A 12705-nucleotide genomic window follows, 5' to 3' on the forward strand; every position below is an offset into this window, starting at 1 on the left:
TGGCGGACGGATCCCTCCAGCCCTTATACCTGATGCCGGGCGGCGCTGCGCTTGCCCGGCCTACAGGAGCGCGCAGGGAGAATGTAGGCCCGGTAGGGCGCAGCCGCCACCGGGCATTGAAGCGGGAGAGGCGCTGGATGCCCATTATCGGTGACTGCCGAACGGTTCCCTCTCCCTTCAGGGAGAGGGTTAGGGTGAGGGTGAATGGAAGTGGCGTGACACCGTCACATCTCGACCCACCCCTGCAGGGCCTCGGTCATCAGGTCTCCTAGCAGCGCCACGGCGGCGGAATGCTGTCCCTCGCGCGGGGTTTGTTGCAGGTTAACGGCCAGGCTACCTGGCGATGGCAGCAGCCCGGCGACGGTGCGCAGGTTGCCGGGCATGCCGATGCGGGTGCGTATCGTCAGCCCCAGGCCAGCCTGTACCGCCGCCCAGATGCCGTTCAGGCTGTGGCTGACGAATACCACCTGCCAGGGGATCCCTGCGGCATCGAGACAGGCAATAGCGCGGGAGCGCATCAGGCACGGGCTGTCGAACATCACCAGCGGCAGCGGCTCGCCGGAGGCCAGCAGTGCACCAATATCCAGGTCAGGATGCGCAATCCACGCCAGCGGGCAGCGGCCCATCCCGGGGCCCTGATCTTCGGTTTGCCACAACAGCGCCAGATCCAGCGCCTCTTCCGCCAGCGCCTGGCGCAGCGGACCATTGCGATCCACCCTGGCGACTATCCGCACCTGCGGATGATGCCGTTTAAATTGCCCCAGGATCCCCGGCATCAGCGATTCGCCAAAATCTTCCTGCATACCAAGGTGGATCTCGCCGGTGAGCCGCTCGCCCTGCAGCGCGCGCAGGGTTTCATCATTGAGCGCCAGCAGTCGTCTGGCGTAGCTCATCAGCTTTTCGCCTTCCGCGGTGAGCACCAGATGCCGCCCCTGTTTGGCCACCAGCGCCGTACCGCACTGGCTCTCCAGCTTTTTAAGCTGGGCGCTGACGGCCGAAGTGGAACGCGACAGGCGCAGCGCTGCCTGGGCGAAGCTGCCGCACTCCATGCCGGTCACAAAGCTACGCAGGGCGTCGAGATCCAGTCCCGGTAAGCGTTTCTCCATCATCATCCTTATTTTCAGGATGTTTATCCTGAACGTCGTTATTCTCGGGATAATACTGTGGCATCGCGAAAGGCAGGCGTCAACGGGCCCAGCGACCAGCCAGGGAGCAGAGAACGTCAGTGGCGCGGAAAGAAATAAAAAAGCCGATAAGGAGATTATCGGCTTATTGCAGGTAAGGCTGACAGCGGGGCGGCAGGCGCCGCCCGCTAGGGCAGGTTATTGCGCCAGCAGCTCCTGAGCGGTGCGTTCCACCAGGTTAAGCAGAACCTTCACGTCATCCAGCGTCACCACCGGGTTCAGCAGGGTCAGCTTCAGGCAGGTGACACCGTTATGCTCGGTCACGCCAACGTTAGCGCGGCCGGAAGCCAGCAGGGCATCGCCGACGCGCTGGTTGAGCAGCGCGATAGCCGCCGCATCGCTCTGCGCCATCTGCGCCGGACGGGAACGGAACAGCACGCTCGCCAGCTGCGGCTGCATCACCAGCTCCAGCGTCGGCTGCGACTTCACGTACTCCGCCACGTTTTTCGCCATCGTGACGCCGTGATCGATGATCGCCGCATACTGTTTCTGGCCCAGCGCTTCCAGACCCATCCACAGCTTCAGCGCATCGAAGCGACGGGTGGTCTGCAGCGACTTAGACACCAGGTTCGGTACGCCGTGTTCTTCATCGAACTCGGAGTTCAGATAGGCCGCCTGATAACGCATCAGCTCGTAATGCCGCGCGTCCTTCAGCAGGAAGGCGCCGCAGCTGATGGTCTGGAAGAACTGCTTGTGGAAGTCCAGGGTAACGGAATCCACCAGCTCCAGACCGTCAAGGTAGTCACGATACTGCTCAGACAGCAGCAGCGCGCCGCCCCAGGCTGCGTCAACGTGCAGCCAGATCTGATGTTCCGCGGCGATACCGGCGATGTCGCGCAGCGGGTCGATAGCCCCCGCGTCGGTGGTGCCGGCGGTGGCGACGATCGCCATGATCTGCTCGCCGTTAGCCTGCGCTTGCGCAATCTTCGCTTTCAGATCGGACACGTCCATCCGCGCGAATTCGTCGGTTTTCACCAGCGTGACCGAGCGGTAGCCGAGGCCCATCAGCGCCATGTTCTTCTGCACCGAGAAGTGGGCGTTTTCCGAGCACAATACTTTGTACTTGCGGATATCCCCCGGCAGCCCATCCTGCTGGATGGAGTGCCCCTGACGGGCGAAGAAGGCGTCGCGCGCCAGCATCAGGCCCATCAGGTTGCTCTGGGTACCGCCGCTGGTGAAGACGCCGGCGTCGCCAGCCGGATAACCGACCCGGGCGCGCAGCCATTCGATCAGCTTCATCTCAATGATGGTTGCTGACGGGCTCTGGTCCCAGGAGTCCATGCTCTGGTTGGTGGCGTTGATCAACACTTCCGCCGCCTGGCTAATTACCAGGCTCGGGCAGTGCAGGTGCGCCACGCACTGCGGGTGATGCACCGACAGGCTGTCTTTCAGGAAGTACTCGATCGCACGATCAATCGCCGCCTGGTTACCCAAACCCTGTTCGTTAAATTCAAGGGAGATACGCTCACGCAGCTCGTCAACGCTTTTCCCCTGATACATCTCAGGTTGCTTCAGCCACTGCACAACGGCCTGGCTGGTCTGCTCGATAACCTGCTGATAGGCTTCAACGCTCTGCGCTGAACCAGCAAGAATCGGATTCAATGTGGACATGGTGGTCACTGACTCCACTCAGACCGGCTTTACGCCGGCGGCCAGCAGGGCCTGTTCGAATTTGTCGAGGAACACATCCAGTTCCGCGTTGCTGATCAGCAGGGACGGCAGCAGACGCAGCACGCAGCCGTGACGACCACCGCGCTCCAGAATCAGGCCCGCTTCGAAGCATTTCTTCTGCAGCAGGGCAGAGAGTTCGCCGTCAGCCGGGTAGCAGCCCATGTGATCCTGCGCTTCGTTCGGCTTGACGATTTCGATACCGATCATCAGACCAAGACCGCGTACGTGGCCAATGACCGGGTAGCGCTTCTGCAGCTCGGCCAGTTTGCCTTTCAGCCACTCGCCCTGGGCAGCGACTTTGTCGGCAATCTTGTTGTCGCGCAGGTGACGCAGGGTAGTCAGGCCGGTAGCCATCGCCAGCTGGTTGCCGCGGAAGGTGCCGGTGTGGTGACCCGGTTCCCAGGCGTCGAACTGTTTTTTGATGCCCAGCACCGCCAGCGGCAGACCGCCACCGACCGCTTTCGACATCACGATGATGTCCGGCTGGATACCGGCGTGCTCGAAGGCGAAGAATTTACCGGTACGGGCAAAGCCAGCCTGCACTTCATCGACGATCAGCAGAATGCCATGCTCTTCGGTCACTTTGCGGATGCGCTGCAGCCACTCAACCGGCGCCGGGTTCACGCCGCCTTCACCCTGCACAGCTTCGAGGATCACCGCCGCCGGTTTACGGACGCCGCTCTCCACATCGTTGATCAGGTTTTCGAAGTAGTAGGTCAGGGCTTTCACGCCGGCTTCGCCGCCGATGCCCAGCGGGCAACGATACAGGTGCGGGTAAGGCATGAACTGGACTTCCGGCATCATGCCGTTAACCGCTGCTTTCGGCGACAGGTTGCCAGTGACGGACAGCGCGCCATGGGTCATCCCGTGATAGCCGCCGGAGAAGCTGATCACCGCCGTACGGCCAGTGTATTTTTTCGCCAGTTTCAGCGCGGCTTCCACGGCGTCAGCGCCGGAAGGACCGGTGAACTGCAGGCAATACTCTTTCCCTTCGCCCGGCAGGCAAGAGAGCAGGTATTCGGAGAAACGATCTTTTAACGGGGTAGTCAGATCGAGGGTATGTAACGGCAAGCCGCTGGTAATGACACTTTGGATGCTCTGCAATACATCAGGGTGGTTGTGGCCCAGAGCGAGAGTACCGGCGCCCGCGAGGCAGTCCAGGTACTGTTTGTTATCCGCATCCGTCAGCCACACGCCTTCAGCTTTAGTGATAGCCAGCGGTAACTTACGCGGGTAACTCCTGACATTCGATTCGAATTCGGCCTGACGGGCCAAAAAGGTTTCGTTGTTTGCGTCTAATAAATCGGCACGTAAAGTATCAATACGGACTTTATCCGTCATCATATCACTCCCACAACCAGCATTGCGGTTGAACGCTGGTTGAATAATTGGTCTAAGGAATTGAATTGGCATTCATAAAGCGCGCACAATATATGGCTTTTTAAATCCGCATTCAACGTTTTATTGATTGCGTTATTTTGACGTTATTCTTACCGGGGCAATAATTAACGTAACCTGCTGAATTATAATAGAACAACTGCGTGTCACGATAACCCTTTAAAGTGTAATTATTAGTGAGAAAGTCTCTATATTTTTATTGCCGCTGCGTTAAAACGCTGACGGAATGCCTTCCGTCAGCGATAGCAAGTCTCAATGCAGTTCCACCGCATAATTTGTTAAAGGTGTGACTTTTTTCACCAACTTATTGTTATATAAAAACTGTTCATAAGCTTCGTAGCGCGGTTTATCCAGCGCCGCCGGATCGGTGGCGAACAGCGGCACGGTTTGCAGCCACGCCTGGTGGTTGAGTTCGGTTTTCAGCTCCGGGTGGGCGGCGGCAAACGCCTCCCAGCTCTCCTGCGGATGGGCGCGCAGATAGCTCACCCCGGCCTGCAGGGCGGTGAGGAATTTACGGATCTTGGCCTCATGAATCGCGTCGCGATGGGCGACAATCACCAGCTCGTCATAGGCCGGCACGCCGTAATCTTCGACGTTCATCACTACCGGCGTTTTGCCCTGCAGCTTCAGCTCCTGTGCTTCTATATTACGGTAGCCGCCGATGACCGCGTCCACCTGGCCCGCCAGCAGGGCGCTGGTCAGTTGGAAATTGACGTTAACCAGTTTGATACTGGCCGGATCGATACCCGCGTGTTGCGCCATGGTCGACAGGGTGGCCTGCTCAATGCCGCTGACCGAATAGCCCACCTTCTTACCTTGCAGATCTGCCGGAGTTTTGATCTGCTTATTGAGAGCGATCACCGTGTTCAGCGGCGAGTTAATCAGGGTCCCGACGCGCACCAGCGGTAACCCTTCGTCAGCGAAGAAGTGCACCTGCGGCTGGTAGGTGATGGCCAGATCCGCCTGACGGGCGGCCACCATGCGGGGAGGCAGCGCGGGATCGGAGGGAGGGACAATCTTGACGTCCAGCCCCTGAGCCTTAAAGGCGCCGATCTGCTCGGCCACCATAATCGGCGCATGGTCGGGGTTAATGTACCAGTCCAGCACCAGCGTCAGCGGTTCATTGGCCAGCGCGTGGCCGCTGACCAGTGCCGTCAGGGTTGCCCCGGCGAAAAGCGACTTTTTCATCTGTTTTCCTTTATTACTTCATCTTTATTCCGGTGACCAGTCGATCAGCCGGTGTAGCAGGGTATCTACCGCCAGCCACAGCAGGAGGGTCAGTAGCACTAAAATAAACAGCGCGGCGAAGCAGATATCGGTTTGCAGCCGCGCATTGGCATTGAGCATGACGTAGCCCAGCCCCTCAGCGGAGCCGACCCATTCGCCGATAATCGCGCCGATGGGCGCCACCGCCGCCGCCATCCGCAGGCCCGAGCCCAGCGCAGGCAGGGCAGCCATCAGGCGGACATGCCGCAGCTGAGCGCCGAAGGAGGCGTTCATGCTGCGCGCCAGATCGAGATATTCCTGGTTGACCCGTCGCAAGCCATCAAAGAAGGCGGAAGTCACCGGAAAGAAAATCACCAGCACGGCCATTGCCACTTTGGCGCTCATGCCAAAGCCCAGCCACAGCACCAGCAGCGGGGCGAGGGCAAAGACCGGGATCGCCTGACTGGTGAGGACCAGCGGCATCAGCCAGCGCTGCAGACGCGGAGAGAGGATCATACCCAGCGCCAGGGTGACGCCGAGCGTCACGCCCAGCGCCAGGCCGCTCAGGATCTCACTGAGCGTGATAAGCGTGTTCCAGCCGAGATAGGCGCGATTAACCCACAGCGCCTCGGCGACCGCCATCGGGGAGGGTAAAAGAAAGTGAGGAATGCCGCTGCGGCTGGCCAGACCCCAGAGGATCATCAACCCGCAGAACACCATGCTGCCCCGCCAGAGACGTCCGGTCATGGATGAGCCCTCATCAGTTGCTGCAGCAGGGCGGCCTGGCTGTTCAAGAGATCGGGCGCGTCCGGCGCGCGCGGAGGTGTGCCGGCGAGGTGATGGCTGTCATCGATGTCGCCGTCGGCCGCCGAGAGGACCAGCAGGCGGTGGCTCAGCCGGCAGGCCTCCTGCGGATCGTGGGTGATCAGCACCACCGTGCGACCAGCCAGCAGGGTGGCTGCCAGAGTTTGAATGCGCGTGCGGGTGAGGGTATCCAGCGCCGAGAAAGGCTCATCCATCAGCACGATGGGGCGATCCTCATACAGGGTGCGGGCCAGCGCGGCGCGCTGACGCATGCCGCCGGAGAGGGTTGCCGGCCGGGCGTCGGCGCAGGACGAGAGCTCCACCTGCTCAAGCAGGGCGGCGACCCGGGCACGATCGACTTTTTCACCGCGCAGCCGCGCGCCGAGGGCGACGTTGTCCCGGACGCTCAGCCAGGGGTAGAGCAGATCTTTCTGCCCCATCCACGCCAGACGGCCCTGAATCGGTTGCCCATCGCTGGCGACCACTTCTCCCCGGGTGGCGGGCGCCAGACCGGCCATCACCCGCAGCAGGCTGGTTTTGCCGGCGCCGCTGGCGCCGAGGAGCGACACCCACTGCCCGCCGGGGACCGTAAACGACAGGTTGTCGAACAGCCGACGGTCGCCGAAATGCAGGCTCAAGCCACGGACCTCGATACCAGGCGCCGTCACGCCCGGGTCTCCGCCGTCGCGTTGAGGCCCATCTGCCAGAACTGCGCCTCAAGGCGGGTGGCGGTGGTGAAAATCTCGCTCAGCTCAGTGATCCGGGCCTCGCTCCCGCGCTGCTGCCATACCGTTTCCAGCAGCGCCAGCGCGGCGTTGACGCCGTGCAGATAGCCTTCATCGCCATAGTTGCGGATCCACGAGGCGTAGGGGTTATCGTCCAGTCGGGTGGCGGGATGCTGCAGCAGGCCGAGACCGATTTCCGCATAACCGGCCACGCAGGGCATCAGCGCGACCAGCAGATCCAGCGCATCACCCGAGTGGCCAATGTCCAGCACGTAGCGAGTATAGTTAATGGTTTCCGGCGCTTCAGGCTGGGTAGCCATCTCCTGCTCGCTAATGCCCCACCGGGCGCAGTAACCGACGTGCAGCGGCAGTTCGTTGAGGATGGCGTTCATTGAGGCGGCCGCAGCCCGCATCTCCGGCAGCGTGCGCAGTTTACTCACCAGCAGCGCGTAGCTGCGGGCAAAGTGGATCAGAAACAGATAATCCTGGGTCAGGTAGCGACGAAACGCGCTTTCCGCCAGGGTGCCCTCGGCAAGCTGCTGGACGAAAGGATGCGCCACATAGTGCTGCCAGTCAGCAGCGGCCAGCTGGCGTAAACGGCCGTAAAGACCATGGCTAAACGCGGGAATTATCACAGGACCTCCAGTTATTCAGGGGAGATCCGGGCGTGCAGGGGTGTGAACAGGCAATGGCGATAATGCAGGCAAAATTGCCGACCCGTCCCTTCGCTGGCATGACCCAGATCAGGTTCAAAGGGTTCGGCTTGCGCCATCTCAGCCCTCACGGGACACCCCTCGGTAGCGCTATGTTATACGATATTCACCTTTTGAATACAATCACCGCGCTGCCCTGTATCGCGATGGCATTTTTCTGTGATAGCCAGCACTTTTTCGTTTAAAAATACCCGAAAAACAGGCGGCTGCGCATTGGTGAGCATTATCCTCATACGTTATATTTTCATTACCCCGTCGCGTTAATACTGTTCGTGAGGCGTGTCGTGCGTCCCCAAAGCCCCGGAGTAAGCATGAAATTCCTGTTGTCCGCACTGGCGGTCGCGGGCCATTAATCAGTCATTCATCCACCATGATAACCCTTTGATGTCCCTATTTCGCGCTACCGCTATCAGGGCGACGACGTGGTCACGGCGCAAACCTCCCTGGGCCTTCACCCCGCGCTGGATCCTGCAGAGATTCGTTGGCGCGGGGTGCGCGGCGCGCACGCCAGCGGAACAGTCAGAGGTGGCATGGGGGGCCGGTTTTCGTTACCTGATTGCACGGCAGTACGGTTTGCGTACCGGGATTGACGTGGCGTTCAGTGAGCATGAGCAGGCGGTCTATTGCAATGTCGGTTCGGGTTTATAACTACACATGAGAATAACAATGAGAGCATCCGGAACGGGGTTAACGCTGCTGTTGGCGGCCTGTGGCGCGTCGGCCGCGGAGCAGAGCGAGAGCGACAGCTATTTTCCGATATGGGGAGATGAGGCACGCGCCCGGGGGTATTCGATCCCGTTACCCTACGGCGTCAACCTGAGCTATATGAATATCCGTCAGGATATCATGGTCGACAGTATTACCTTTTCCGGGCTTAAGCTGGGCAACCATCCCATTCCCAGCGATATGTTCGCCATCGATGCCGGGCACACCCGCGAGAAGAGCAAAACCGAAAACCTGCGCCTCGATATGTGGGTCTTTCCGTTTCTCAACGTTTACGGGCTGGTGGGGCATACCCGCGGGTCGTCTGTCTCCCAGGTCTCCGTGGATTCGGATCCTTCGCAGTTTCGCGGTCTGGATCGGGTGATCGCCGGCGCGGTTCACCAGCTTTATCAGAGCGGAAAACTGCAGGATATTGATTTTACGCTTGATTTCAAAGGAACCACCTGGGGAACCGGCTTTACGCTCGCCGGGGGATACGGCAACTGGTTCGGGTTAGTAGACACTAACTACACCCGTACCGATTTCGATATTCTCGACGGCAGCATCTCGGCGGTCACCGTCTCGCCGCGCGTCGGCTACCGCTTCAGTTTTCAGGGGATCGACGGGCCGTCCCACCTCAGCCTGTGGGTCGGGAGCATGTATCAGGACGTGCAGCAGGAGTTTAAAGGCGATCTGGCCGACCTGCATATGCCGCCAGAGCTTCAGCCCCTGATTGCCGCAGTCAATAAAGACGGCGAGGGGAAATTCGACGTCAAGCAGAAGCTAACCTCACCCTGGAATATGCTGATTGGCGCCCAGTATGAAGTCACCAAAAACTTTAACGTGCTGACTGAATTTGGTTTTAACGAGCGCAATAGCTTCTTTGTCTCCGGTGAATACCGTTTTTAACTAAAACTGCTGGCGCCATCTGCCGGTAAGATGCGCGCTCTTTTGTTGTTGTGGAGAGGCTGTTGATGCGTAAAGCCTTATGGCTGCTGTTTGCACTGTCGCTGCCGGCGCTGGCGCAGGATCCGGTGCTGCCCGCTGTGACGGCGATCCATCCGGTGCCCACCCTGGGTGAGCTGCCGCCGCCGGAGTCGCTGCGACCGTGCTGCGCTTTTGGTTACGACCTGCACGTGCGCGCGGTGGGCATCCCGATCCCGGTATACCAGATTGGCAATGTGCTGACCCTGGATACGCTGGGCAAGCACCATTACAACGATAGCGCGTTCGGGGCGGTGAAAAACCTGCTGGGGCTCAGCGAGGAGCAGAACGGGCTCATCTATACCCGTCGCGGCGGGTTTATTGATATCGCCCATGTGCGCGATACGGCGGACTACACCTTCTATCTGTTCAATCGTATTGCGCCGACGCTGGGCCAGGCGGGGCGGATCTTCTACAGTGAAGAGCTGGGCGTACGCCGCGTTCAGCTGAATGCCTTTACGCCGCCGGCGGGCGTCAGGCAGCGCTATCAGCTGGCCGCCTGGCTGGCGGGTCATCTGGCCTTCGAAATTGCCCAATGGCATGAGATTGCCCAGTGGTATGGCTTCCAGTCGGTCCCCGGGTTTTCTGAGGAGATCTCCGCTTTTTCGCCGGAGGATCTCTACTCCAATTTACTCGGCGCCAGGCTGGCGATTAACGTGATCCTCAGCAGCCACGGTGGTTCGCTGGAAGACTATAACCAGGCCATGGATACGGCGCTGAAACAGGCGCTGACCCGACTGATGGTGGCGACGAGAGGGGAGACGGAAGCGATGTTTCAGCGGATCGACGGCGACTGGTGGAACAGTCACCGGCGGGTGCCGGATAAGTTTCTGGTGCTGAAACGTAACTACGATCTGCAGGAAAATCGGCTGCCGACGCCGGTCCCTTTCGAAACCCTGCCGCCGTATCGCCTGACCATGCCGGAGCAGGTTGGGGGGTTCCGCTTACGCGACCTCGGCGAACTGCAGATCTACCCAGGGCATGATATGCAGGCGCTGCCGGTTCCCGCGCAATACTATGGCGCCGGCGCGTTCCAGGCGCTGGCGGATAGCGCACGTGAGGCGGATAAGACCCAGCTGGCACGAATTGAAAAATAGCCATAAATGCTCAGGGCGAGCGCCCTGAGCCAGTGAGTTAGCGGAAGTCGACCCAGCAGGCGCCGTTGTCGGCAGACCGTACGCAGTTTTCCACCCAGCGCACGCCGAACGCGCCGGCGCGAGCGTCCGGATACCAGAAGTCGGCCAGCAGCGCTTCGTCGCGACGGTCGGCGGCATCCATGGCGATGGCGAAGCGGCGATAGAGATTCGACCATGCCTCAAACAGTCCCTCCGGATGGCCGCCGCCGATGCGGTCATCCTGACGCGCCAGCGGATCGAGATAGTCCATGCCGCGCTCGAGGATACGCACCGGCTCGCCCTGGATTTCATAGCGCAGCTGGTTGGGCTGTTCATCCCACCATTCGAGACTGGCTTTTTCACCGACGATACGCACCTTTTGTCCGTGCATGGAGCCGCAGTTAACGGCGGAGCTCCACAGCGAGCCAACGGCGCCGTTGTCATACTCCATCAGCACATGGGCGTTATCTTCCAGCGGCGCGCGGCTTTTGACGAAGCTTTGTCTGGCGCACATCAGCCGGGTGATGTTCAGCTGCGGAGCCATGGTTTCAACCAGAAACAGTGGATGAGTGGCCAGGTCGCCCAGAACATAGCTGGGGCCGACAAAGCGAGGATCGACCCGCCAACGCGTACTGGCGTTTTCCAGCTCCACGGGCTGGGCGTGAAAACCGTGGGCAAACTGCATATTGACGATACGGATGTCGCCCAGCAGCCCGTCGGCGATCATCTGCCGGGCCTGCAGGATCAGCTGGTGGCCGGCATAGCCGTAGGTCACCCCGAGGATCTTCTGCTGCCGCTGGCTGAGCGCCACCAGTTCGTCAGCTTCCTCGCTGCTGAAGCACAGCGGCTTTTCGCACACCACGTGCAGCCCGGACTCCAGCGCCGCCCGGCAGATGGCATAATGGGTGTTATTTGGTGTAGCAATCGACACCGCCTGAATGCCGTCCGGACGCTCCGCTTCACCGCGGAACAGGCTCTGGTAGTCGGCGTAACAGCGGTCGGGATCCACCCCCAGCTGTTGGCCGAACTGGCGTCCGCGTTCGGCATCAATATCAAAGGCGCCGGCCAGCAGCGTAAAGGTGTTATCACGCAGCGCCGCTGAGCGGTGAATATAGCCGATCTGGCTGCTGCCGCCGCCGCCGACCATGCCCCAGCGCAGGGTGCGATCGAGAGGTTTTAAACCGTTAATCATGTTGCGTCTCCTGTCAGAATCCCACGTCGCGCAGATAGCGCAGACTTTCCGTGACCGCCTGCAGGCTGCCTGCGGCATGGCGCGGGTCGCGCTCTTGTTCAATGGTTATCCAGCCCTGATATCCTCGGCGGGCGAGAAAGTCTTTGATGGCCGGATAGTCAATGGCGCCGCTGCCGAGCGGGCACATTACCCCTTCGGCGCAGGCGGTGAAAAAGTCGATGCCCTCGGCGATGGCGCGCTGGTAAACCTGCGGATCCACATCCTTGAAGTGCAGGTAGTCGAGTCGTGCGTAATAGCGATCCAGCCAGTCGAGCGGATCCATACCGGCGTAGTAGAGATGCCCGGTATCCAGACACAATCCCGCGACGTCTTGTGGAATATCGTTCGCCAGCCGCTCGATTTCATCCGCAAATTCGATGCAGCCCCCGGCGTGGGGATGGATAACCGCCCGCACACCGTACTCCTGCCAGGCGAGGGTGCTGAGGGCGGTAATGTGCGCCATCATGCGCTGCCAGTCTTTGTCATCAAGACGTGGAGCGAGCGCGCCGCGCCCGGCAAAGCGCGCCCGTTCAGGGTTGCCGAAATCAATAATTACCAGGTAAGGCGGCTGAACAGGATGCCCTGGCGTGGGTTCGGCGGCCGGAACCTGCGACAGATTGCGGCAGATCTGATGGGTCAGCGCCACCAGGGTAGGGAAATGGGCCTCGCTGACCAGATCGTCAAAGATCGTACCGGCCACCAGCGACAACTGATGCTGCTCCAGCGCCGCGCGCAGGCTGGCCGGGTCGGTGGGCAGGTAGCCCCAGGGCCCCAGCTCAATGCTGCGATAGCCGGCCTGCGCCGCCTCCTTCAGCACGGTAGCCCAGGCGGGAAGGTCAGGGTTTTTCGGGTCATCCACGCCCCAGCTGCAGGGGGCATTGGCGATTGAGAGTGTCATGTTGGCTTCCTTTTTACACAGGGGATGCCGCTGAGTATTGAATAAATATTTCATTCTCAACAATGATGGAATGA

11 protein-coding genes, 1 pseudogene and 1 riboswitch are annotated in these 12705 nt (G+C 60.4%); of the genes and pseudogenes, 3 read left to right on the forward strand and 9 right to left on the reverse strand.

Translation table 11 applies throughout. The annotated features are described in order from the left end of the window. Positions 1-224 precede the first annotated feature (224 nt). The 7 genes from DTA24_RS14065 to tenA all read right to left on the reverse strand — a co-directional run bounded on the left by DTA24_RS14065 (position 225) and on the right by tenA (position 7623). Positions 225-1118 carry a LysR substrate-binding domain-containing protein gene (locus tag DTA24_RS14065; protein ID WP_064735472.1) on the reverse strand — a complete coding sequence of 298 codons (894 nt, stop codon included), beginning with the start codon at positions 1116-1118 and terminating at the stop codon, positions 225-227. A gap of 204 nt (positions 1119-1322) precedes the next feature. Then, a complete protein-coding gene (locus tag DTA24_RS14075; protein ID WP_162493254.1) occupies positions 1323-2804 on the reverse strand; it encodes a pyridoxal phosphate-dependent decarboxylase family protein in 1482 nt (493 codons plus the stop codon). A gap of 9 nt (positions 2805-2813) precedes the next feature. Beyond that, the gene (locus DTA24_RS14080; RefSeq protein WP_008804788.1) at positions 2814-4199 is read right to left on the reverse strand and encodes a diaminobutyrate--2-oxoglutarate transaminase; all 1386 of its coding nucleotides are present in this window, start codon (positions 4197-4199) and stop codon (positions 2814-2816) included. Positions 4200-4505: 306 nt separating this feature from the next. Next, the gene (locus DTA24_RS14085) at positions 4506-5441 is read right to left on the reverse strand and encodes an ABC transporter substrate-binding protein (protein ID WP_008804789.1); all 936 of its coding nucleotides are present in this window, start codon (positions 5439-5441) and stop codon (positions 4506-4508) included. Positions 5442-5465: 24 nt separating this feature from the next. Continuing rightward, complete coding sequence (locus DTA24_RS14090; protein WP_032735683.1) at positions 5466-6206, reverse strand: ABC transporter permease; 741 nt, start codon at positions 6204-6206, stop codon at positions 5466-5468. Then, entirely contained in the window at positions 6203-6931 is a 729-nt protein-coding gene (locus DTA24_RS14095) for an ABC transporter ATP-binding protein (protein ID WP_109956623.1), read from the reverse strand. The genes DTA24_RS14090 and DTA24_RS14095 overlap by 4 nt, the downstream gene beginning before the upstream one ends. Continuing rightward, complete coding sequence (gene tenA, locus DTA24_RS14100) at positions 6928-7623, reverse strand: thiaminase II (protein WP_047666601.1); 696 nt, start codon at positions 7621-7623, stop codon at positions 6928-6930. The genes DTA24_RS14095 and tenA overlap by 4 nt, the downstream gene beginning before the upstream one ends. Before the next feature lie 68 nt (positions 7624-7691). Then, positions 7692-7793: riboswitch (TPP riboswitch) on the reverse strand. Positions 7794-8093: 300 nt separating this feature from the next. On the opposite strand from tenA, the pseudogene DTA24_RS14105 reads away from it, so the two are divergent. From DTA24_RS14105 to DTA24_RS14115, 3 genes and pseudogenes are all read left to right on the forward strand, one after another. Further along, positions 8094-8349, forward strand: a pseudogene (locus DTA24_RS14105) (glyceraldehyde-3-phosphate dehydrogenase); the annotation flags it as partial. Positions 8350-8367: 18 nt separating this feature from the next. Next, positions 8368-9312, forward strand: a complete 945-nt coding sequence (locus DTA24_RS14110) for a hypothetical protein (RefSeq protein ID WP_123836895.1) — start codon at positions 8368-8370, stop codon at positions 9310-9312. Between the two features lie 65 nt (positions 9313-9377). Then, positions 9378-10484: a DUF4056 domain-containing protein gene (locus DTA24_RS14115; protein WP_109956624.1), complete on the forward strand. Its 1107-nt coding sequence runs from the start codon at positions 9378-9380 to the stop codon at positions 10482-10484. Between the two features lie 37 nt (positions 10485-10521). Here the strand turns inward: DTA24_RS14115 and DTA24_RS14120 are convergent, their stop codons facing one another. Beyond that, positions 10522-11694, reverse strand: a complete 1173-nt coding sequence (locus tag DTA24_RS14120) for a Gfo/Idh/MocA family protein (RefSeq protein ID WP_123836896.1) — start codon at positions 11692-11694, stop codon at positions 10522-10524. 13 nt (positions 11695-11707) lie between these two features. Further along, positions 11708-12631, reverse strand: a complete 924-nt coding sequence (locus DTA24_RS14125) for a TIM barrel protein (protein WP_123836897.1) — start codon at positions 12629-12631, stop codon at positions 11708-11710. Positions 12632-12705 lie beyond the last annotated feature (74 nt).

Source organism: Klebsiella sp. P1CD1 (assembly GCF_003790505.1).
Lineage (GTDB): Bacteria > Pseudomonadota > Gammaproteobacteria > Enterobacterales > Enterobacteriaceae > Klebsiella > Klebsiella variicola.